Below are 23,865 nucleotides of genomic sequence, written 5' to 3' on the forward strand. Positions count from 1 at the left end.
AGCCCCATCAGCACATGCTGGTGGGGCTTTTTTTTAACTATAAACCTTAGGTGGTTTGGTAAATATGCACATCGCGTTGTGGGAACGGAATACTAATCCCTTCAGCGTCAAAGCGCATTTTCACTTCACGGGTAATGTCCCAGTAGACATCCCAGTAATCGATAGGTCTAACCCAAGGACGGACAATAAAGTCGACAGATGACTCGCCTAATACATGCAGTTTAACCATAGGCGCAGGATCTTTAAGCACCTTGGGGTGAGCCATTATTATTTCGGTTAAAACTTTTTCGGCATGTTCGATATTATCGCCATAACCAATACCAAAAGTTAAATCGACGCGGCGCTGATGCTCAACAGTGATGTTGTTAATGGTGTCGCCCCAGATTTTGTTATTTGGAACGATGAGTCGTTGGTTATCTAAGGTTTTAATCGTGGTGGATACCAAGCTCATATGGCTGACTCGCCCTGTAACACCGCCTGCACTAATCAGATCGTCGACATCAAAAGGACGGTAAATCAGGATCATCATGCCAGACGCGAAGTTAGATAAGGTATCTTGCAACGCGAAACCTATAATCACACCAGCAATACCAAAACCTGCCAATAGCGGTGCTAATTCAAATCCAAGCTGCGACAGACCGATCAATAAGCCTAATGCAAAAACTGCTTTGCCCACCATAGAAACAAAAAAGTCTTGCAGTAGGTAACTAAATTTAAGTTTAGAGTTGCTGACAGTTTTTTGAACTACACGCTTAACAATTTTGCCGACCAAACTTGATAGAAATAGAATTAAGCTAAAAATGATGAGCTTGAAAATAATACTCGCACCATTTTCTAAAGCTTGGGTTTTGGCAATTGACATCCATTCACTAAGAAGGCTACTGGCAACATCGAAGTTAAGGACATCTTGAGTAATATCGCCAGAGATACTAAATAGGGTTTGTTTATACATGGCGGTGTCTTGACCCAATTGATCAAGTAGCCCTATCGCAATCGATAAACTGGAAGAGCTTTGATCTAGGCGCTCTTTAAGCTCAACCACTATTATCGTTTGGTCACTACTGACGTCTTTGCCTGCTACCGCTACATCTGCAACGGCTTGAGTGAGCCGAGACTGGTTGTAATGGACAAAGCTATCTAAATCGTCGGCTCTGTTAACGAGTGCGGCAATGAACTGCTGGTTCTTTTCAGCTACATCGACACCGGCCAGGGTAGCCCAGTCGATTAACTGCTTTTCTGCGACATATAGCTTGTCTTGTTCTCGCTGTATGTGGATCAGTTGCAACATTATCTTACGATCATTGTCAGCGCCAACCTGGCTCATTAACGTTTTCTTTTGCTCGTTAAAGTAGTCTTCAACTAAGTTAGTAAACGCAAGCTGCTTAACAATATAGGGTTTGAGTAGCTCCAAATTAGGTGGCGTTGCTTGAATCTGCTCTTTGAGTTTTTCCTGGAGTAAAGTGGCATTACGGCTAATGCGATATTCAAGAAAAGATTTTATCTCGCCTTTAGTCTCTGTGAGCACCTTAGCATCGCTATTAATAGCGTTTTGAATTTTGTTTAGCTCAGTTATGAGCGGCTCATCATTTGCAGATATGATGGCGGAGAAAAAGCATAAGCTGATAAAGATCAGTTGCGTCAGCAGTCTTTGCATCTGTAAACATCCATTTGTTCCCTAAAGTAACAATATTATACCAATTATATTAAATAGGTAATCAATTCAGGCGTGTTAATGAATTTAAGGCCAATAGACTTTTGTTAATGGTAGCGACTTAATTACTGTTATCGATTCGCGTGGTTGAATTGCTAGTAATAATAAGCAAAATAAAGCCCTGAGTGAGTGGCTAATCTGTTAGAATTATCCGCCGATTTATAGCCCACACTGATTCTTAATTAGCGTCGTTATCCATGTCACTAATTTAACTAATGATAGAGAGAAACAGCTTTGATATGTGCCCATTGTTCTAAGTCTTTCGCAATCGACAAAATAGTCAACCAAAGAGGTAAAGGCTTGAGTGGGGAGATCCAGTGTCCACTTTGCGATGCATGGTTAGGAAAGAGTGCGCCAATGGCGCGAGTAAAAATGGCCGGGTTCTATATTGGCTTTATGGCAATAGTATGGGGATATTTCGATGAGAGTATTCGCAATATCTGTATACCTGTTGCGATATTTGCAGTGATGTTACTTCTGGTCAGCCATATGATGGATCATATGAAGGTCACCGAAGCGCCAGAGCAAGTTGATAACAGCGCAGAGCGGCAGAAATACCGTTAATGGCTATGTGGCTCATGCAATAGAGTTAGCACTGTGAGTGTTAAAGTGCTAACTCGGTAATAGCGACGTATTAGTCGATAACTTGCACTTGCGCTTCTAGCGCTGCTTCAACATAGTAAATACCGCCAAGTACCACAATAAAAAATAGCGATGTCAAAATAAGAAATTTTAAGTTCGAGCGAAGAAGTTCAAGCATGATATTTGCGCCTTATTAATAAATAAACTCTTGTTTCATATCACTATGAATGCATTTTACTGCAGTTATATTAGCTGTATGAGCTTAAGACAGTATTAATTGTCATTCAAGTTTAAGTGATATATATCACAAACAGTTTGTAACGTTTTCTACCTCACAACGCTTGACTTAAACCACGAAGTTAATAAAATTGGCGGGTTTTTTAACAAACAAGGTTAACACTTTGATTCGAATGAGTAGCGTAAAGCAGAAACTCGCAATAGGGCTTATTGCCGTATTCTTGTGCCTGTCATTTGCAGCGTCCGCTCATGATCTGAGTCATTTGGATGATGGCGCTCAAAACCATTGTACTCTGTGTTATCACCAACACCACGTCAATAAACTGCTGCCTAGCTTTGAAATTCATATAGCGGTAGAACGTCAGTTTGTTGAGAGTCGAGAGTACCTCCTGCCCATTTTTAATTCACGTCATGTGAATTTCTTCAATAGCCGCGCTCCCCCTTTTACAGTCTAGTTACTCACAATAAAAAATAACTAAAAATTTAATTAAGCATTCCCAAAGGGAAGGCTTCGCTTAGCTGTATTTCGGAGACAAAATGACTATTTCTACTATGCGCCTTACTGGTGTTGCCGCTGCATGTGCACTTATTTCAATTAACGCTTATGCGGAAGATTCAAGCTTGACTAACCCTGCAATTAGCGCAGTACTTGATGGTTACTATCAAAGTACCGAGCGTCCAATGAGCGAGCGTGTTGAAGGGTTTGGTTTAGGTCACACAGAGTTGGCAATGAGTGCCAATATCGATGATATGTTCTACGGCAAACTGACCGCAGTGGTTGAGATGCATGACGGTGAAACTGAGCTCGGACTTGAAGAAGCATTTATTCAAACTTTAGCTATGCCATATGGTCTATCAATGAGAGCGGGTCGTTTCTTATCAGATATTGGTTACCTGAATAACCAACATGTACACACTGATGCGTTCTCAGACCGTCCTGCCGCCTACCGCGCGTTCCTTGGTAGCCATTATTTTGATGATGGTCTACGAGTGAGCTATGTGGCGCCGACAGATCTTTACTGGACTATGGGAGCTGAAGCATTTAAGGGCGACAGCATGCAAGCGGCAGATGAGCATGGCGAACGTGATTACAAAACTATTGGTGTCTATACTGCATTTACTAAGATAGGTGGTGATATAGGCCTCAATGGGTCATGGCAGGCTGGTCTGAGTTACTTACGCAATGAAAATGGCCGCATGACAGCGGAAGAGCATGAAGATCACCCTGAAGTACAAGAAGAGCATGACCACGAGCATAGTCATAGTGCGCAGTACACCGGTGAGAACACTTATGTGGCTGACTTTGTTTATAAGTGGGCGCCGAATGGTAACTACAAGTACCAACATCTCACATTGAGCGGCGAGTACTTTAGAGTCACAGATTTTAAACCGCTTGAGGAGCACCACGAGGATCATGAAGATCACGATGCTCATGGAGACGAAGGTAAAGATTATCAAGATGGTTGGTACCTAAGTGGTGTGTACCAGTTCTCACCTAAATGGTCTGCAGGTGTACGTTATGGTCAGGTAGATACTCAATTAATGCATGATGACCATTTTGACCCACAAAAGCTGAAAGAAACTGAGGTTAGCTTAGCATGGCACCACAGTCATTTCTCTACAGTACGTTTGCAATACACTAACCAGCAAGGTACTAACTTTGAGGGTATAGAAGACGATAACGTTATAACTCTTCAATATGTTATGACTCTGGGGGCTCACGGTGCGCATCAATTCTAAGCAGTTTTTAACCAGAGGACTAAAAGCCCTCACATTAACCTTGGCTTTGGGAACGGCAAACAGTGCCGTCGCAGGACTTAATATTTTTGCCTGCGAGCCTGAGTATGCTGCATTAGCAAAAGAGCTTGCTCCTGATGCGCGGATCTACTCTGCCACAACGGCAATGCAAGATCCTCATCAGGTACAAGCTAGACCAAGTCTGATCGCTAAAATGCGTCAAGCAGATTTAGCGGTATGCGCCGGTGCGGATCTTGAAATTGGTTGGCTACCTATGCTGCAGATGAAATCTGCCAATGCGAAAGTGCGTTCTACTGATCAAGGGTTGTTCTTTGCTGCAGAACAGATTGATACACTCGATCAAATGAGTTCAGTCGACCGTTCAATGGGAGATGTCCATGCTAAAGGTAACCCACATCTGCATTTCGATCCAAGGCGTTTGTTGGGGGTTGCAGAAGCATTAACGCAGAAGCTCGCTCAAATTAATCCGGATTCTGCTGCTGAGTACAAAGCTAACTTGACTCGTTTTAGCGAACGTTGGAATCAAGCTATTCCTCGCTGGGAAGAGAAAGCTAAGCCATTACAGGGCAAAAAGGTGATTGCTTACCATTCAAGTTTTAAATACCTGTATAACTGGCTAGGCTTGGAGCAAGTTGCCGACCTTGAGCCAAAACCAGGTATTCCGCCAAGTAGTTCTCATCTAGCAGGTTTGTTAAATCGTGCTAAGCAGGGCGACATTTTAGCTATTATCATCGCTTCATATCAAAGTGAACGCGGTGCTGACTGGCTAGGCGAACGCGCAGATCTGCCCGTTATCGTATTGCCTATGTCTGTAGGTGGTAACGATGACAGCGTTGACCTGTTTAGCTTGTACGATAGTGCAATCGATCTGTTGTTGGCCGCTCAGTAGTCTGAAATGAGCTGGGTGCAGAAGGGCACAGACTATGCTTTTATAGTCAGTGCCCTTTTGCAGTTTTGAATACTTAACCAGAGTTAATGCTTATGTTTGATCTGGATCTATTATCGATTTTGCTACCCGCATTTGTCGCCGGAATGCTCGTATTGTCTACCCATGTAGTACTTGGGCAGCAAGTGTTAAAGCGTGGCATCATATTTATCGATCTTGCCATTGCCCAAGTGGCTGCCTTAGGCGCTATTGTGGGTCATATGAACCACGATATTGAAGCGCTTCCTTTCTCTCATATCTGGATGCCTGCACTGTTCGCAATTGCCGGCGCTGCTTTTATTGCTTGGCTGTCTAAGAGAATGGCGGATGAACTAGAAGCTATTATTGGTTGCTTCTACGTACTAGCTGCAGTTGCTGCTATGTTGCTGTTATCGAATGACCCACATGGGGCAGAGATGCTTAAGCAGTTAATGTCTGGGCAGATCCTTTGGGTTAGCTGGAGTCAATTAATGCTGCCAGCAATACTATATGCAGCCATATTGGTGTTATTACTAGTTAAACCACAAATTCTTTCTGGCCGTGGCTTCTACCTAATTTTTGCCATTGTAATAACCCTTTCTGTCGAGCTGGTTGGCGTATACTTGGTCTTTAGCTCTTTGATTCTACCGGCTCTTGCCGTTAATCATTATACCGGACGATTTAAAGTTGGTTGGGCATACTTAGTGGGTCTATTTGGTTATATTGCTGGTTTAGTTTTATCAGCAACATTTGATTTACCTAGTGGCGCTGCAATCGTTGCAACTTTAGCGGTAAGTGCAATTGCCTTTAGACTTGTTCTGCATTTTACGGGGAAGTCGAAAGTTATCGCAACTGAGGTCTGACCTTGCCGGAGTGGGATATAGGCTAGAATTCCCGGTGTTTAATGTGTGCGCTAGATTAAAGTTAGCTTAAGTTGCATGCGCTAAAGTAGCTAAATCACGCTACTGTATAGCTTGAGTTCAGGCTACAGGTGTAAACTAAACATTGAGTCGCCAGAGCTTACTGCTATACTGGCGCCAATTAAATCGCGGGAGATTGTAGTGCTGTTAATCCTTAGGTGTTTGATTTTATCTGTCATGCTAATTTTAGCCTTTATTATCGGTGGCTTAGCTTGCATTTTACGACCACGTCACCGTGATAATGTGCATATGTTTGCCAAGATCTTCTCTTGGGCAGCTCCAGTTCTTGGTATTAAGGTCATTGTTCGCAATTCTAAAGGCGAAAGTGAAGAGCCTTGTGTTTTCCTTGCGAATCACCAAAATAACTTCGATATGTTTACCCATACCGCAGTGGTTCCTAAAGGTACGGTAAGTTTAGGTAAGAAAAGCCTTGCTTGGATGCCACTGTTTGGTCAGATTTACTGGTTATCGGGTAACATTTTGATTGATCGTAAAAATCGCAGTAAAGCGTTTGATACCATGGCTGAAACAGCCAGGAAGATTAAAGATAAGTGCTTATCGGTGTGGATTTTCCCTGAAGGGACTCGCTCTCGTGGTAAAGGTTTACTGCCTTTTAAAGCTGGTGCCTTTTATACCGCAATTGCTGCAGGTGTTCCTATGGTGCCCGTATTGGCATCTAACCAAGGGCATATAAAACTAAACCGTTGGAACAATGGTGTGGTTATTATTGAGATGATGGAGCCTATCGAAACTAAAGGTTTTGATAAGACACAAGTGAAAGAGCTTTCTAAGCGTATTCATAGCATGATGTCAGAAAAGTTATCACAGTTGAATCAAGAAGCTTCTGCATTAATGGCTAAAGCGGTATAATCTTCGCGAAATTTTTGAGGAGCTACTGATGTCTATAGAACGCCTGTTAAACGAACAGAAAGCTGAGAACCGTGAAATCGTCGAAGCGATCCTTGCTGATGGTTCACTACCAGATGCAGATTACACCATTGAGCATCACTTCTCATCGACCAATTTTGATCGCTTAGAAAAAGCCGCTGTAGACGCCTTCAAATTGGGTTTTGAAGTCAATGATGCAGAAGAGATGGAGCTTGAAGATGGCTCGGTTATTATCTGTTTTGATGCTGTTGCTTCTCATAAGCTAGATGTAGAACTGCTCGATACAGCTTGCGAAAAGTTACTGTTGCTAGCGAATAAGCAAAAAGTTGATTATGACGGTTGGGGTACATACTTCATTGATGAAGATGGCGAAGTCCGTGATGAAGAGGAAGACGAACTGGATTAAGTTTTACTGCTAACCAGGTTCGAATTAAAAATGCCCATCAATGATGGGCATTTTGCTATCTAGTACCAATCAAGTAAGTCGCTAACTGTTTTTATGTTGGTGGATCGCACAGGAGTTTCTGCCCGATTCTTTGGCTCGATACAAGGCTTGATCGGCTAAAGAGAGCCATGTTTCACTGCTAAGGATTTCAGGTTGGATATCACATATGCCGATGCTAATCGTGACCTTAATAACCTGATCTTCAAACACGGTTTCTGATTGTTGGACTTTTTTCCGCAATCGCTCTGCAAAAAACAGTGCATTGGCAGCTGGTGTATTGGCAAGTACAACACCGAACTCTTCGCCACCATAACGACCAGCGCAGTCTGTCTCTCTAAGTGACTTATTAATTAGGTGTGAGACGTTCTGTATGACCTTATCGCCAGCTTGATGGCCGTAGGTGTCATTAATCACCTTAAAATTATCGATGTCGAGCATTACCAGTGTTGTTTCGTCGCCATAGCGGCTATTGCGGTCAAACTCTTTTTGCATGCAAAGTTGCCAGTGACGGCGGTTATATAGCTGTGTTAAGCCATCGATCTGACTTAATACTTCAAGGCTTTCATTAACAGCTTTTAGCTGTAACTTGTTGATAGCGACATCAGTAACGTCGTAGACAATCATGCTTAAGTGAGTCACTTCACCCGTCAGTGACGACAGCGGCAGAAGAGTAACATTCTGGTACATGAAGTCAGCACGGCCAGTAATCGGTCGGTAGTTTTTGAATTGAAACACAAACGGACGCTGTTCCCAGCTGATAAAGGCACGGTTTTTAAGCTGAAAAACCGACTCCATTTTATGTTTGAGCCACTTTGCAGGTAGATACTCAAACTGCTCAAACAGATTTTTACCTTTAATCGAATTGGGTGAGACGCCGCTGTGGTTTTCCATGAAACCATTCCACAGCTGGATGTTGTAATCTTTATCGAGTACCACTAACCCAACTTCAATGGTTTGCACCATATCAATCAGCCAGTGGAGCTCGTTCATCGCGCCTTGATCGTCTGCCATCTTATGATCCATCTTAATCTAGCAAATAGCCGAGCTTATAATTAAGCGTTGGCAAAGAGTCTTCAGTAAATAGCAGCAGTAAATCACATTGAATATCATGATTTTCAATTTGATAGTTAATTTCCATTGCTAAGGTGCGTTGCCATTTATCAGAGTTCTCATGGATGAGTTCATTGGCGGTACAATGTCGGCCTAATACCACGGGGTGGCTTTGGCTGAATTTCATATGCAGTTGTTCTGATATCCCGTTCAGAAAGGCACCAATAAGTACGTTGCCGGTATCCATCATGACTTCTAATTCAGTGGTTTCATCTTCTGGGTTTTCAAGCTTCATTAGCTTGGCCATATCCTGGAAAGAGGAGTCATGAAATAGCAGTAAAGCTTCACCTGCAATACCGGCACCAATAAACCCTTGGCAGAGTGCGGAGACGGTACCATTTTCCTCTGTTGCTTTTAGTGTCATTGTCAGCTCACTGACTTCAAGCACATTAACGTTAGGGATAGGCAGTAACACGAACACATCGAGTAGCTTTGATAATAAGTCTGCTGCTCGCCCCATCGCGACGTTAGCAACTTCCTGGCAAGCGTCACGTAGGTCAACCTCAACCATAGGGTTTTCAGTTTGGCCGGTACCAATCGCGAGTTCTAAAATACCGTACTCTTGCAAGATATGGCTTATGGCATCGACACTGACAGGTTTTTGAATAAAATCGAGTGCACCGAGTACTTTGACGCGCTCATGTGCTTTTATTTGGATATCGCCAGAAACAACGATGACTAATGCGGGAAGATCTTCTCTTTGAATCGCTTCGAGAACTTCATAACCATCCATAACAGGCATATTTAAGTCTAAGAAAACAATCTCGCCTTTACCTTCACGGATCGCATCAATCCCTTCCGCACCATTGGCGGCATAAGTGAGTTCTACGTCCCACTCTTTTGGAAGTGTCCGTGCCATCTGCTTTCTCGCAAGCGCAGAGTCGTCACATATTAGTACGGGAAAGGGCATTATTATTCTTATATCCTAATGTTCGTGCTCAAGTTAACTATTGTTATTATTTTTAGACATCAACTGTAAGTTTTGTTTGGCCTATCTATATGAATATAAATGGTTTTTATTTTATTTCTTGTGTTTATATTTTGCTACTATTACATCAATTTTGCAATTGAATTAGTTTCCTAATGCTGTCACATCTATGTCATTAATGAAGGAGATAAGTCAATATCTCATTGATAATTATCACCTATTCAAGCATTGATAGAAAGTAGCACTGTATGACAGTTTATTGACGATGGTCAAAAAACAATGACATGTTATAGGTATTAACGATTTATGCCAAACATGTTAACTTACTATCTGGACTGACCAGTATCATGTAAAAGGATTTGAAAATGAGCAATAAATTAGTCTCGATACGAAAAGAAGATAGTATTGCGTACGTATCCCTGAATCGCCCTGAAAAGTATAATGCTTTGAATTATGAGCTTTTTAAGCAGATTGATGCTTGCATAGTTCAACTCAGAAAGGACAAATCACTAAGAGCTGTGATCCTATTTGGTGAGGGAGATAGTTTTTGCTCTGGCCTCGATGTAAAGAGTGTAAGTCGCTCACCTTTTGATGCGGTAAAGCTACTATTTAAATGGTTACCTGGTAATGCCAATTTGGCGCAACGAGTCTCAATAGGTTGGCGTCGATTACCCGTGCCAGTTATCGCCGTTTTGGAAGGGGTTTGTTACGGTGGCGGAATGCAAATTGCGTTAGGAACAGACTTTAGAATCGCTTCCCCTAACTGTAAATTATCGATAATGGAAGCGCGATGGGGATTAGTACCTGATATGGCTGGTTTTGTCGGGCTTAGAGAACTAATGCCAAAAGATCAGGCGCTTAAGTTAACCATGACTGCTGAAATACTGACTGCTGAACAGGCATTATCCTACAATTTGCTCACGGCCATTGAAGATGAGCCTATGGCTGCAGCAATAATATTAGCTCAACGATTGATGCAAACATCCCCTGATGCCAATGCGGCAATAAAGCAGAGCATTCAAAAAAGCTGGAGTGCGCCTATTAGGCAATTATTGCGCAGAGAGTCGTGTTACCAAGTGAGGTTACTTGCGGGTAAAAACCGAATTATTGCTGCAATTAGACAGTCTAAGGACTCTCTAAAGGAGTATAGAAATAGGCAATCAGGCTGGTAATTCTGATCTATTGCTTAATTTGTGATGAACGTCACAAATGACCATGAAGTTTGTGTGGAAGTGGGAGGCATATTTTACACTTTTGCATCTTACTTAAACTCGTTGGATTAAATGATTGTGCGTGAACTTTTTGAACGTTTTCTATGGAGTAGCCGACTTTCGGTAATGTTTGGTGTTTTATCCTGCATCATTGCAGCTTTTGTTGTATTTGCAATGGGGTTAAAAGACGTTATTCACATGCTGCACCTTATCTGGGGTTATGTGTTTAGTGGTAGCCATGCGATTCGTAATGATCTGGTTATGGTTGTGGTCGAGATCTTAGATACCTTTTTACTTGGTGCTGTGTTACTTATTTTTGCGTTTGGCCTCTATGAGTTATTCATTAGCAACTTAGATGAGGCGAGTAAAAGTGAAGCGGGTGGTAAGATTCTGATTATCAGCAGTATCGATTCGCTTAAAAGTAAATTAGGTAAAGTGATACTGATGATGCTTATCATCAAAGTGTTTTCATTTTTTAGTGAAATTAAGCCAATGACAACGTTAGATTTACTTTATATGGGGATCACCGTGGTACTCATTGCCGGCGCATTGAAGTTAAGTAAAGACTAAAAATAGTAAGCCTATCCGTTCGGGTAGGCTTTATTTATCCGCAGTGCAAAGCCTTCAATTAATTTAATGCCGTTACTCCAACCTTCTTTGTGTAGTAGATCCAGAGACATTCTGTATTGATGATATTTGTAAGGTTGGTTTTGCGGTAACAATTCTAAACGCATTTGCTGTGTAGCAAGAGATGCCGCAGTGCCGTCTCGAGATTGAATGTCGAGTATTGGTATTGTTAGCTCTGCAAGGTTTTTGGGTAATGCTTGATTACGGCTTGGGATGTCACTATAAGGGTTGATTACCGCGAGCATATCTGGCATTGGTAGCTGATTGTCTTTTAGTAATTCAGTGATAATGGCCGCGCTATCACCTGAGCTGATTAAGATCCGCTTGCCTTGATATTGTTTACCTAAGCTATCTAACTGGGCCATGCTGCTAATTAAGAAGCTTTGCTGTTGCTCAAGGTTGAGACTGATCTGCTCATCACTGAACACTGGCATAGCTTGGGTGCTTTGTTCGCTAAGTTGTTGCTCACCAGCAATAGAGACATCTTTGGCTTGAGTGGCGTAATTAGGCATTCCTGGTTTAAGAGGCGGCGTAATGGCAAGTGTTGCCCAGCCAGCTCGATTAAGTTCACGTCGTATATATGCAGTAAAACCTGCCGCATCGGCACCTTGTCCGAGCTGTGGAACAATAATCGCCAGTCCTAACTTTTTCTTACCTTGCCACGATCTTAACAGTGCTGGGTATTGTTGGTCATCCACCTGTAGGTAATTGACTTCAGTCTCTGGTAGGTAAGAAAAATCCTGCGCCATGCTGGGTGCCACAACAAAGGCCACTGATAGGGAAAAGATAAGCGTAAGTAATAGTTTGAGAGGGCTTAAAGTTCGTTGATACATACGCGAGTACAACCTTAAATGCTGCAGAGAATGGTAACGTTAATTCATCGAGTATATCGTATTGGAAACGGCTGCTTAATACCAATCAGTATAAAGATTTTATCGCTCAGCGAGAGTTTAGCGGCTTTGAGGTAAGGTGATTAAATGCTCCTCGGTAACTGCTCCTGCGTTACTCTCGATAATTGCTCCTGCATTATTCTACCTTCGACCATCCTTGGTCTCGTATCTCCTATATCTGACCTCCAGGGATGGAGGGAATGCCTTAAGCATGTCAGGAACATACTAGGTCAAGTGGTTCGTAATGAATGAAGGTCATAGTTATTCTACGTTCAAGTTCATTAACGCAGCATCAGAGCCGCTAAAACTCGCCTGGTAAGGAGTGTTTTTGGCTTGCTACTTCTGTGTTGAATAAGCTCATAAGGGAACAACCATTGTGTCCTTTATCGGCGTTGAGTTAGTTCGCCAAGAACACTCTGAGTAGATCAACGTCTTATGCTGATTGGTATATAGTATATGGAGCCAAAAACAAAAAAGCCTCGCTAAAAAGCGAGGCTTTGGGCTTAGCGTGCTGTATTAGGCGTGGCTGACTAATACCAAACGAATAGCATCAAGTTGCAGTTGGCTACTATCAAGATAACGGTTTAGCTCACTCATCTGTTCGCTTAAGTGGGTTAACTCTTCATCACGAATGTTCGGGTTAACCGCTTTAAGCGCTTTTAGTCGCTCAAGCTCACCAGTTAGTTGCTGGGTCATCTTTTCACGTGCGCTCTCTGTCAGTAATTTGAGTTCGCTGGCAGCGAAGCTCTCTCCTTTAGCAAATAGCGGGTGCAAAATTGCCTGTGAGGCGGTCACTAATTTGCTGGCAATATGACGATTAACCGCACTTAACTGTCTGTCGAAACTCTCGTAAGTGACATTATCAGATAAATTATTACCACTCTTATCTAACAAGATACGAATAGGTGTTGGTGGCAGGTAGCGATAGAGTTGGCTCGACTTTGGCGCTGACGCATCGGCCATATAGATTAGCTCTAAGAACACGGTGCCGGCTGGTAGTGCTTTATTCTTTAACACGGCAACACTGGTGGTGCCAGTTTCTGAAGAGGTGATTAAATCCAATCCCGTCTGTACGATAGGGTGCTCTTGGGTAATAAGCGCGATGTCATCACGTGAAAGTGCCATCTCTCGGTCGAAAGTGACGGTAATGCCATCTTCCGGCAGGCCTGGGTAGGTCGGGAACATCATGTGCTCACTTGGGTGCAGCACAATAGCATTCTCGCCGCTATCTTCCTGTTCAACGCCGATGATGTCCCATAAGCGGATCACTGAACCAATAAGCTGAGTGTCTTCATCTCTGGCTGCCAAGCTTGCAACTAACTTGTTAGCACGCTCGCCACCGTGAGAGTTGATCTCTAGCAGTTTATCGCGCCCTTGCTCCATGGCCACTTTCAGTTCTTGATAACGTGATTTGGTGTTATCTAGTAGCGTCTCAAGGCTTGATTCATCGTCAGTGGTTAAGGTTTCAAGCAGCTCGCCCGAAAACTCACCAAATAGGATATGACCACTTGGACAGGTACATTCAAAGGCATTCAATCCCTGATGATACCACTGCATTAATCGCTCTTGCGCAGTACCGGCTAAATAAGGCAGATGGATCTCAACATCATTTTTCTGACCAATACGGTCAAGACGGCCAATGCGCTGCTCGAGTAAATCAGGGTTAAGCGGTAGATCGAACAGTACTAAATTACTGGCGAACTGGAAGTTACGACCTTCGGAACCGATTTCACTACAAATAAGCGCTTGCGCTCCGCCAGTTTCTTGGGCGAAATAAGCGCCGGCTTTGTCACGCTCAATAATCGACATACCTTCGTGGAATACCGTGGCTTGGATCCCTTCGCGTGTGCGTAGTGCTTCCTCTAAGCTCAAGGCTGTTTCAGCTTGGCTGGCAATAATAAGCACTTTTTTGCTGCGATTGGTTTTAAGAAAATCAATTAGCCAATCAACACGAGGATCAAACTTCCACCAACTGGCACTGCCACTGTCAAAGTCTTGATAGATTTTCTCTGGGCTAAGCACTTGTCGTACTTTGGCATTGGTGTCTAAGTGCTTGTTCATCATGGCACTAACGCGTGATGCGGTAACATACTGCTCAGGCATTGGCTGTGGATGAATATGTAAGTTACGGGTTGGAAAACCTTTTACTGACGCACGGCTATTACGGTATAAGACGCGTCCTGTACCATGGCGATCAAGTAGCTCTTGTAGCAGCTCTTCGCGGGCTTGATTGCGTGTGTCAGCATTGGCGCTTTCGTCTTGAATAAGGTTGATGCTGTCGCTGATATCTTTTTCTGACAGCAGCTGCGTGAGGCTAGCGATAGCGTCAGTTGAAAGGTTTTCTCCACCAGCTAAAGCATCCGCAGCAGTAGCGACATCTTTATAACTCTCTTCTTCTTTCAAGAAAGAGGGGTAGTCATAAAAACGGTCGGGATCGAGCAAGCGTAGACGGGCAAAGTGGCTTTGGTGGCCTAGTTGATCAGGGGTTGCAGTAAGCAGTAGTACGCCAGGAACCACTTCACTTAATGCTTCAACTACTTTATATGCGCGGCTTGGGGCATCCTCAGACCATTCTAAATGGTGGGCTTCATCGACAACCATTAGATCCCAATCGGCATCCAATGCTTGATCTAAACGCTTTTTCTTACGCAGTAGTTCAAGTGAACAGATAACCAGTTGTTCCGTGTAGAAAGGGTTATCGTTATCTGCATAAGCTTCAACGCAGCGATCTTCATCGAATACTGAAAAGCGTAAGTTAAAGCGGCGTAACATCTCCACTAACCACTGGTGACGCAGGGTGTCAGGTACAATGACCAAAATACGTTCAGCACGGCCTGTTAGCAGCTGTTGGTGAATAATTAAACCCGCTTCAATGGTTTTACCAAGACCGACTTCATCGGCAAGTAATACTCGCGGTGCAAAACGTTGACCGACTTCGTGAGCAATCCACTGTTGATGTGGGATTAACCCAACTCTTGGCCCTTGTAGTCCAAGTAGATCGGAGGTCGCCAGTTTATTTCTCAGCAATTGACATTGATAGCGCACACCAAAACGGTCCATGCGATCAATTTGGCCAGCAAATAGACGATCTTGTGGCTTATTAAAACGAATATTGTGGTTCAGCAGTGTTTCACGCAGGCTGGCTTGCTCACCCGTTTCACTATGAATGCCGTGGTAGATAATAAGGTTATCTTTTTCTTCAACTTCGGTAACAGTTAATGACCATTCATCGTGGCTTTCAACTTTATCGCCCGGGTTGAAGATAACGCGTGTTAGCGGGGCTTCTGAACGAGAAAACAGTCTATTCTCGCCAGTCGCAGAAAAAAGTACGGTGACCATACGGCCTTCCATACCGACGACTGTACCCAAACCTAGTTCTGATTCGGTATCGCTGATCCAACGTTGACCAAGGGAAAACGGCATTTAAAAACTCTCATATACTGGGTGAATCACAAGGGGCGCGTATGTTATAACAATCCAACACATTTTGAAATTGAACCTACTAATATTAGCTTAATTCTGTTGGTGATAGATTACAAATTCACCAGTTGAATGTGAGTATTTTACAGCATCATCAACTTGTCACAAATTAACGCTAATGATGAAACCTAAGCTTACGATTAAAAATTATGCGAGGGCATTGATGCGAGACAATATTGGTGGCAGTATAAAAGTTAATGAAATGTAATAGCTAGGCAATTTAAGGAGCTTAATTTATCTCGTAATCAAAACTAATGCACAATTGGAGGCGCCATGGAACAAGACGACAGAAAGTTGTTTGTACTGGATACCAACGTATTACTGCATGAACCTTTGGCTATTTATTCATTTAAGGAACATGACGTAGTCGTACCAATGACAGTTCTAGAAGAGCTGGATCTGATTAAAGACAGAAAGCGAGACGTTAGCCGCGATGCAAGGGTCGCGATTAGAGCATTAGAAGATATCCTCGGTGGGCAAACAACACCGGAGCAAATTGTTCAAGGTGTGCCATTGCCTAGACGTGAAGATCACAGTGACGCGAATGGCACATTGTCGATTTTCCCCGATCATCAAATCGAATTCACCATTGGCAGCATGCCCGGTGATAATAACGATAACCGCATTATCAATACCGCACTACACCTACAAGAACTCAATCAATCTCGAACTGTTGTACTGGTTACCAAAGATATTAATATGCGCCTTAAGGCAAAAGGAGCAGGAATACAGCGTGTTGAAGATTATCGTACCGACCAACTTATTGACGACATTCGCTTCCTAACCAAAGGTTTCCACAAATTTGATGGCGACTTTTGGCAGCACACCGACGATGTCACTACCGAAAGTAATGGTCGTCATACAGTACATAAAGTGCCAATCGACAAATTGGGTGATGACATTTTTTACACCAATCAGTATTTGTTGGATGAAGGGCGTGATTTTTGTGGCCGTATTATCGAAAAAACGGATAGCGAGCTTAAGTTTCTCGATCTTGGTCGAGAGCGGTTAATGAATCTCGATGCATGGGGGATTAGACCTAAGAACATTTACCAAGGAATGGCACTGCAAGCGCTGCTTGATCCCGAGATTGATCTGGTGATCCTAACGGGTCCCGCTGGCTGTGGTAAAACCTTGCTGGCAATGGCCGCAGCGCTTGAAATGGTGGTCGAACGCGGTAAATATGAAAAAGTTATCGTGACACGTAATACCCCTGAGATTGCTGAGTCGATAGGTTTCTTACCGGGTACTGAAGAGGAGAAGATGGCGCCGTGGCTAGCTGCTATTACTGATACCTTGGAAGTACTGCATAAAAATGATGTAAACCCCAGCGGCAGTATGAATTACATCATGGATAAGGCCAACATCCAGTTTAAGTCAATTAACTTTATGCGCGGTCGCTCGATTCAAAACTCAGTAGTATTGCTCGATGAGTGTCAAAACTTAACGGCATCGCAGATCAAAACCATGATCACCCGTATGGGGGAGGGGACTAAATTGATCTGTAGTGGTAACTTGGCGCAAATCGATTCCAATTACCTGACAGCAGTCACTTCAGGTTTAACCTACATTGTCGAACGCTTTAAAGATTTTGATGGTAGCGCCAATGTTTACTTAAATGGTGTGGTACGTTCTCGTTTAGCCGAGTTTGCTGAAGAGAATCTATAGAGCTTGCTCAGTTAAAAAGCTGCAATTAAATGGCCTCTGATATATTGAGGCCATTGTTCGATAATTCGTTACATTTTAAGCTAATATAGAGTATTCCAATAGGTTATCTTCCTGATAGTATTAGCGAGCATGCCAAGATAAGTCTATGTTCTAGTCAAATGAGTATATGTCTTAGGCATTGGCGCTAACCAAGATACATTTCGATTGAGTATTACCAAGGGTTGTAAATGAAACCGACTGATCAAGCGCCCCAGCTAAAGTCACCGATACAGAAAAATTACAGTAGAGCCGTATTTTACACTTATATGGGTGTAATCATTATGGCTCTATTAACTGCTTGGTTCTTTTTTGAAAGACAAAAAACTCAAGTGATAGAGCAACGTGAAGAGCTTGTAGAGCGTCACGTGCTGCAGATCGATCTACTGCTCGAGTCGAGTATTAGAGCGGTGAAAAGTTTGCGTAACGTCGCCATTGATCATTTAAGATTGGGCGAATTAGTGCGTAAAGAGCGTTTGCCTCAGTATGAGAAATTTAACGAAAGCGGTCAGCTTTTTACCTTAGAACCCAGTTACGCTAAAAGTGGCGAACCCTTCACCAATATGGGACGTATTACTGGTGCAGGTTCTCTCAACGGCCGTAGCGATAAATTTTATCAAGAGCTAGAGATGCTATTTGAATTGTCTCTTTCATTTCCAGTGGCTACGCTTGCCGCACCGAATGCATCGTCAATTTATTACACCTCTAAACGGCGGATTATGTCTTATTATCCTTGGCCGTCTAATGAGCAACGCTTCCGTGATGAACTGCTTAATAAGAAACAATTCCAGCTAGCAACGCCTGCCATGAATCCGCAGCGCAGTATCTTTTGGAGTCCAGCCTACGTTGACCCTGCGGAAAAAGGCCTATTAACAACGCTAGGGGTGCCCATCTATTTAGAAGATGAGTTTATTGGCTCTATTAACTTAGATATGACCCTTTCCTCACTCGCAAAACAGATCCGGCTCTATTTTAAAATGCCTGGCACCGTGATTTTGCTGGATCAAGACAACAATATTCTCTCCCACAGTGATATCGATACGTCTGAGTTTAATCGGGTGTACCACATTAGTCAGAAGATCCCCTCTGAGCTACATTCGATTCCCGAATCTGAGTTATTTGACGCCCATGAAGGGATTATTCGTAATGGTTACTATATTCACTCTGTTGCACTTGCCAATCCGCCATGGCGCTTGTTGTATCTGCAAGATGTCGATGATCTGTTTAAAGATTCTTGGGAAAAACTCGAACTGACATTCGTATTAGTGGTAATGGCACTGTCCGTTTTAGTGACGATTGTGCATTGGCAAACCAGGCGCTCGTTCGTTAATCCTGCAACTCAATTACTGACACATTTAGAAGAGTGTTCGGCTGAGCCAATTAAACCGCCAGAGAAGATTACTCAAGGCTGGGGGCCTTGGTTTCAGTTAGTCAGTCGGATTTTTGAAGAGAACAAGCAATATACTCGCCATCTTGCGGAGCAAAACAGGCGACTGGATAAACTAGTCGCGCAGCGAACAGAGCGACTAAAAGATACCACTGAGCGACGTGAAGAGGAGTATGCACTGCTACGCTCTTTACTCGACTCAATTCCTGAGGCTATTGTATTTAAAGATAAAGACGGTCGCTATTTGGGCTGTAATAAATCTGCTGAACGAATGCTGGGCTACACCGAAAATGAGATCGTTGGTCAGTATGCTGATGCCTTGATCCCGAGCGAACAAGCGGTTCGTATTCGTGCCGAAGATGAGAGAGTACTGGCTAATAAGGTGCCGCTTCGTTATCAAGAGAAAGTCGATTTTGCTGGTAAGCCTGTATTACTCGACACCCTAAAAATTCCATTTTATAACCGCCGTGATGAACTGTTAGGCTTGATTGCTGTTTGGCGTGATGTTACCCGCGAATATGAGTCGGCAGAGCAGTTACGTTTGTCGGAGGAGCGTTATCATCTGGCGATGGATGCGGTAGAGGATGGCTTATGGGATTGGTATTTAGATTCCGAGCAAATTATTTGTAACCCAGCCTATTACTCAATGCTTGGTTATAAGAGTAATGAGTTTCCGGCACTGGTTTCGACAATCGATGAACTGATCCATCCCGATGATCGCATTCGTGTTGAGGAGCATCGCAACGAGTACTTAAGTAACCCTGTAGGCACATACGATGCCGAATTTAGGATGCTGGGGAAAAGTGGCGAATATCATTGGCTGCTGTCTCGTGGTCGAGTGGTCGAGTTTACTCCGACTAACCAACCAAAGCGTATGGTCGGTACCCATAAGGATATTACCCGTCATAAGCGTAATGAAGTGGCGATGCTTGAAGCGAAACAAGACGCTGAAATGGCAAACCTTTATAAAAGTGAATTCTTGGCTAATATGAGCCACGAGATCCGTACACCAATGAATGCGATTATTGGTATGTTGCAGTTAGCACAGCGTACATCGTTAACTGCTCAGCAAAAAGATTACCTAGAAAAAGCGGGCTTTTCCGCTCATTCATTACTGCGGATTATTAATGATATTCTCGACTTCTCAAAAATTGAAGCCGGTAAGTTAGAACTCGAAAGAGTGGCATTCCCACTCGATAAAGTACTGGATCATGCCCTAGACCTTAATGCACTAAAAGCCCAAGAGAAAGGCGTTGAGCTATTACTATATGCCCCAGTCACAGCAGGGCTAATTCTGGAGGGCGATCCGCTGCGTCTTGGTCAGGTACTGATCAACATGCTCTCAAATGCGGTTAAGTTTACTCAATCAGGTGAAATTGAGCTTGGCTGTGAAGACGTTGGTGAGCGTGATCACCGCATTACATTGAAGTTCTGGGTGCGCGATACCGGTATTGGGATCAGTAAAGAGCAGCAAGCGATACTGTTCGATGCCTTTGCTCAAGCTGATGGTTCAACGACCCGTAAATATGGCGGCACAGGTTTAGGCTTGTCTATCAGTAAGCATTTAGTGTCGATGATGGGCGGCACCATGCAGGTTGAAAGTGAGATGGGGGTGGGTAGCACTTTTAGCTTCACTATTAGCTTTGAAATTGCTGAAGAGGCAGAAGTAGAGCAATTAGTGATCCCTTCAGCATTAGGGAATTTGAAAACACTAGTCATAGACGATAATCCAACTGCACTACAGATTTATTCAAGCGTCATGCGCGACTTCCATTTTACTGTTGATACTGCTGCTAGCGGCCCTGAAGGATTATACAAACTCAGCAAGAACCCCGTCGACTTGTTGCTGCTAGATTGGATGATGCCTGAAATGGACGGCATTGCGGTAATTGAAGAGATCGACGATATGGTGGCTACAGGCAAGCTAGCAAAACGCCCAGTGATCATCATGATGACAGCTTATGCTGCAGAGCCAATGCATAAAGATATAGCGGGCTCAAATGTATACGCACTACTGCAAAAACCGTTTAAGGCCTCCTCTTTATTTGATGAGATTATTTCGGCATTTTCAGATGAACCGAGTTTAAACCCATTGCCGGAAGCCAGTGAAGAGGCGGCAGATAAGGATACGGGTTACATACTGTTGGTAGAAGATAACTTTATTAATCAGCAGGTAGCTACGGAGCTACTTAAAAGTGCGGGTTATACGGTCGATGTCGCTGAGAATGGTCAGATAGCTTTAGATATGATTGACGCTGCTAATTACGACGCGGTATTGATGGATATTCAGATGCCAGTGATGGATGGTTTAACTGCCACTATGGAGCTGCGTAAGCGCTATTCGGCAACTGAGCTGCCAGTTATTGCCATGACAGCGCATGCGATGTCGGGTGATAGAGAGAAGAGTTTATCGGCAGGTATGAACGCCCACATTACTAAACCTATCGTGCTCAATGAGTTATTTGAAACCTTGAGCCATTGGATCGGAGAGTGTGGCCGAAAGTCATGATGGGTAAATGTTTCACGTCAAATAGTTGATATAGGCTTGCGAACATGCAAGCCTATTTATTAAGCTAATAAATAATTAAGACTATCGCGATTAACGATAGCAACCAATAAGGCTCAAGGAGAGACCATGAAACCCTACAAACTCGCACTGGCAATTGCCCTAGCGACTGTGCCATTGACCAGTTCGTATGCTGCTACTAATACCGCAACGATTATTAAGAAAAGCCAAGCAGCCACGGGTTTCATTAATCTGTTTTATGAAAAAGCATCGGGCGACCTTTATCTCGAAGCAAACAAGCTAAATAAGCCATTCATACTGCTGACTAGCCTGCCACACGGTGTTGGCTCTAACGATATAGGCCTAGATCGCGGGCAATTAGGCCGCACACGCATGGTTCAATTTGAGCGTCATGGTCCTTACCTCATTCTTAAACAGCTCAATACGGCTTATCGTGCAAGTACTGATAATGCCGCAGAACAGCGTGCCGTCAATGAGGCCTTTGCTGAATCGGTTTTATGGCGTGGAAAAGTGGTTACGGGTAAGCGTAATTTGGTCGCTATCAATGAGTTGGTAGTTAATGACCTGCATGGTATTAGTGAAGTGCTAGAGCAGACTAAGCAGGGCAGTTATCAGTTAGATAAGGGCAAATCGTTGATTTTACCTGAAGGCGTTAAATCCTTTGAGCGTAACAGCGATGTAGACGTACTACTGACATTTAATAGTGCTAAAGCGGGGAATTATGTCGCGCAGGTCACTCCTGATGCTAAGCATCTATCTGTGCGTCTTCGTTACTCATTTATAGCCTTGCCCGAAGAGCAGTATCAGGTGCGCAGTTATCACCCTATGAGTGGTTACCTGTCTGATGATTACCTCGATTATGGCACTCGTGTTGACGAAGACATTCGTCAGCGCTTTCTACTGCGGCATCGATTAGAGAAGGTAACCCCAGGGGCTGCGCCGAGTCAGGTGGTGAAACCTATTACTTATTATCTCGATCCGGGAGTGCCAGAACCTATTCGCTCGGCACTACTTGAAGGTGCCCGCTGGTGGGAAGATGCCTTCACTGCTGCCGGTTTTATCAACGGCTTTAAAGTGGAGTTATTACCCGAAGATGCCGATCCGCAAGATGTACGCTATAACGTTATTCAGTGGGTACATCGCGCGACGCGTGGTTGGTCGTACGGCTCTGCAGTTACCGATCCTCGCACTGGTGAGATTATTAAAGGCCATGTGACATTGGGCAGTCAACGCGTACGACAAGACCACCTAATTGCTCGCGGCCTAACAGCGGGCTGGCAAGATAGAGCTGCGGCAGATGATGCCGCCATGGCACTATCTTTAGCGCGTATTAGGCAGTTATCTGCGCACGAAGTTGGTCATACATTAGGCTTAGATCATAACTTTGCAGCATCAAGCAATAATAACGCCTCTGTGATGGACTACCCGCATCCTAAGGTTACGATAAATGGCGGTAAGCTTGATATTAGTAAACCTTACGATGAGGGCGTTGGTGCATGGGATAAATATACCGTCGCGTATGGCTATAGTGAGTTTGCCCCAGAGCAGGAACACGCTAAGCTGGCTGAACTTCGACGTCAAGTTGAGCGCCAAGGATTACGTTACATCGGAGAGGCTGATTCTCGAAGTGCAGGAGCGAGTAATGCTTACGCGAGTTTGTGGGACAATGGTACCGACCCTGTTGCAGAGCTGAAGCGATTAAGTGCTGTACGAGCTAAAGCAATACAGAACTTCTCAACTGCAACACTATTAGCCGAGCAGCCACAAGGCGAGTTAAGTGATGCCTTTGTTCCTATCTATCTGTTAACGAGGTTTCAACTAACAGCAGCAGCTAAGTTTATTGGTGGTACAGATTACACCTATGGTGATAGCGTCGATGGAAAAAGCTGGCACTACTTAGCGCCTGCGCTGCAACAGCAAGCATTAGACGCTATCTTATCGACTTTGACGCCCAGTGAATTAACAATCTCTGAACCATTGCAGCAGATGTTAGTACCTAAGGCGGGTAACTATCAAAACACCCGTGAGAGTTTTCACTCGGGCTTAGGTGTTGTCGCCGATCCGCTAGGTATGGCTGAAGTGTTGAGCCGTCACGCATTGTCGCAAGTGTATGTGCCAGAAAGGATTAATCGAGTTAACCAAGCTTACCTTAACGATAAAGAGCAGTGGTCAGTGGTTAAGATCACCGACAAGGTGCTAGCTAGAACAGTATTCTCGGATATTCCGACTGGCCCAGAACTTGGAGTATGGATGCGTGTTAACGCGGTCACTATCGATGTGTTACTGCAGGCCTACCATAATGTAAAAACCAGACCTGAGGTTAAGGCGCAGTTGGCTGAGCGATTAACTTATACCGTTAAGCAATTGAAGCGCAAAGTGAAGCGAGTTAGTGCTTATGAAGCTGCGCACTTTGCATGGTTGCAGCATGGTATTGAAAAGGGCTTGCTCAATCCAGAAATTAAGCTAATTGTTAAACCGCTACCTATGCCGCCAGGCTCGCCTATCTAACCTGAGATATTGTAAAGCGCTTGGTACCCACTAAGCGCTTTTTTATTG

At 43.8% G+C, this 23,865-nt stretch carries 17 protein-coding genes; 11 read left to right on the plus strand and 6 right to left on the minus strand.

Annotation, left to right across the window (positions count from 1 at the left end; genetic code table 11):
• Positions 1–46 precede the first annotated feature (46 nt).
• Positions 47–1,654 carry a mechanosensitive ion channel family protein gene (locus AB4135_RS05035; protein WP_371990847.1) on the minus strand — a complete coding sequence of 536 codons (1,608 nt, stop codon included), beginning with the start codon at positions 1,652–1,654 and terminating at the stop codon, positions 47–49.
• 414 nt (positions 1,655–2,068) lie between these two features.
• On the opposite strand from AB4135_RS05035, the gene AB4135_RS05040 reads away from it, so the two are divergent.
• The gene (locus tag AB4135_RS05040) at positions 2,069–2,275 is read left to right on the plus strand and encodes a hypothetical protein (RefSeq protein WP_371990849.1); all 207 of its coding nucleotides are present in this window, start codon (positions 2,069–2,071) and stop codon (positions 2,273–2,275) included.
• 70 nt (positions 2,276–2,345) lie between these two features.
• On the opposite strand, the gene AB4135_RS05045 is transcribed toward AB4135_RS05040, so the two are convergent.
• Positions 2,346–2,471, minus strand: a complete 126-nt coding sequence (locus AB4135_RS05045) for a hypothetical protein (RefSeq protein WP_020910759.1) — start codon at positions 2,469–2,471, stop codon at positions 2,346–2,348.
• 596 nt (positions 2,472–3,067) lie between these two features.
• Between AB4135_RS05045 and AB4135_RS05050 the strand changes: the two genes are divergently transcribed.
• The 5 genes from AB4135_RS05050 (at position 3,068) to rraB (ending at position 7,406) form a co-directional block, all read left to right on the plus strand.
• The gene (locus tag AB4135_RS05050; RefSeq protein ID WP_371990851.1) at positions 3,068–4,270 is read left to right on the plus strand and encodes a hypothetical protein; all 1,203 of its coding nucleotides are present in this window, start codon (positions 3,068–3,070) and stop codon (positions 4,268–4,270) included.
• On the plus strand, positions 4,254–5,177 hold the full coding sequence (locus AB4135_RS05055) for a metal ABC transporter solute-binding protein, Zn/Mn family (RefSeq protein WP_371990853.1): 924 nt from the start codon (positions 4,254–4,256) through the stop codon (positions 5,175–5,177). Before AB4135_RS05050 ends, AB4135_RS05055 begins: the two co-directional genes overlap by 17 nt.
• Before the next feature lie 92 nt (positions 5,178–5,269).
• Positions 5,270–6,055, plus strand: coding sequence for a metal ABC transporter permease (locus AB4135_RS05060; RefSeq protein WP_371990854.1), 786 nt, complete (start codon positions 5,270–5,272; stop codon positions 6,053–6,055).
• A gap of 198 nt (positions 6,056–6,253) precedes the next feature.
• Complete coding sequence (locus tag AB4135_RS05065) at positions 6,254–6,982, plus strand: 1-acylglycerol-3-phosphate O-acyltransferase (protein WP_371990856.1); 729 nt, start codon at positions 6,254–6,256, stop codon at positions 6,980–6,982.
• A gap of 28 nt (positions 6,983–7,010) precedes the next feature.
• Positions 7,011–7,406, plus strand: a complete 396-nt coding sequence (rraB, locus tag AB4135_RS05070) for a ribonuclease E inhibitor RraB (RefSeq protein ID WP_371990858.1) — start codon at positions 7,011–7,013, stop codon at positions 7,404–7,406.
• A gap of 81 nt (positions 7,407–7,487) precedes the next feature.
• Here the strand turns inward: rraB and AB4135_RS05075 are convergent, their stop codons facing one another.
• On the minus strand, positions 7,488–8,456 hold the full coding sequence (locus tag AB4135_RS05075; RefSeq protein WP_371990859.1) for a diguanylate cyclase: 969 nt from the start codon (positions 8,454–8,456) through the stop codon (positions 7,488–7,490).
• Between the two features lie 13 nt (positions 8,457–8,469).
• The gene (locus AB4135_RS05080; RefSeq protein ID WP_371990861.1) at positions 8,470–9,465 is read right to left on the minus strand and encodes a response regulator; all 996 of its coding nucleotides are present in this window, start codon (positions 9,463–9,465) and stop codon (positions 8,470–8,472) included.
• Positions 9,466–9,848: 383 nt separating this feature from the next.
• Between AB4135_RS05080 and AB4135_RS05085 the strand changes: the two genes are divergently transcribed.
• Complete coding sequence (locus tag AB4135_RS05085; protein WP_371990863.1) at positions 9,849–10,655, plus strand: crotonase/enoyl-CoA hydratase family protein; 807 nt, start codon at positions 9,849–9,851, stop codon at positions 10,653–10,655.
• A 111-nt stretch (positions 10,656–10,766) separates the two neighbouring features.
• Positions 10,767–11,264, plus strand: a complete 498-nt coding sequence (locus AB4135_RS05090) for a YqhA family protein (RefSeq protein WP_371990865.1) — start codon at positions 10,767–10,769, stop codon at positions 11,262–11,264.
• Between the two features lie 11 nt (positions 11,265–11,275).
• Here AB4135_RS05090 and AB4135_RS05095 read toward each other — a convergent pair whose 3' ends face one another.
• Together AB4135_RS05095 and rapA are read right to left on the minus strand one after the other, a co-directional pair.
• On the minus strand, positions 11,276–12,154 hold the full coding sequence (locus AB4135_RS05095; protein WP_371990867.1) for a DUF3530 family protein: 879 nt from the start codon (positions 12,152–12,154) through the stop codon (positions 11,276–11,278).
• Positions 12,155–12,727: 573 nt separating this feature from the next.
• Positions 12,728–15,634, minus strand: a complete 2,907-nt coding sequence (rapA, locus tag AB4135_RS05100; protein WP_371990869.1) for an RNA polymerase-associated protein RapA — start codon at positions 15,632–15,634, stop codon at positions 12,728–12,730.
• Between the two features lie 330 nt (positions 15,635–15,964).
• On the opposite strand from rapA, the gene AB4135_RS05105 reads away from it, so the two are divergent.
• The 3 genes from AB4135_RS05105 to AB4135_RS05115 all read left to right on the plus strand — a co-directional run bounded on the left by AB4135_RS05105 (position 15,965) and on the right by AB4135_RS05115 (position 23,817).
• Positions 15,965–17,359, plus strand: a complete 1,395-nt coding sequence (locus AB4135_RS05105; protein WP_371990871.1) for a PhoH family protein — start codon at positions 15,965–15,967, stop codon at positions 17,357–17,359.
• A 227-nt stretch (positions 17,360–17,586) separates the two neighbouring features.
• Positions 17,587–21,291: a response regulator gene (locus AB4135_RS05110; protein ID WP_371990872.1), complete on the plus strand. Its 3,705-nt coding sequence runs from the start codon at positions 17,587–17,589 to the stop codon at positions 21,289–21,291.
• A gap of 126 nt (positions 21,292–21,417) precedes the next feature.
• Positions 21,418–23,817: a zinc-dependent metalloprotease gene (locus AB4135_RS05115; protein WP_371990874.1), complete on the plus strand. Its 2,400-nt coding sequence runs from the start codon at positions 21,418–21,420 to the stop codon at positions 23,815–23,817.
• Positions 23,818–23,865 lie beyond the last annotated feature (48 nt).

Source organism: Shewanella sp. 10N.286.54.B9 (assembly GCF_041468565.1).
GTDB lineage: Bacteria > Pseudomonadota > Gammaproteobacteria > Enterobacterales > Shewanellaceae > Shewanella.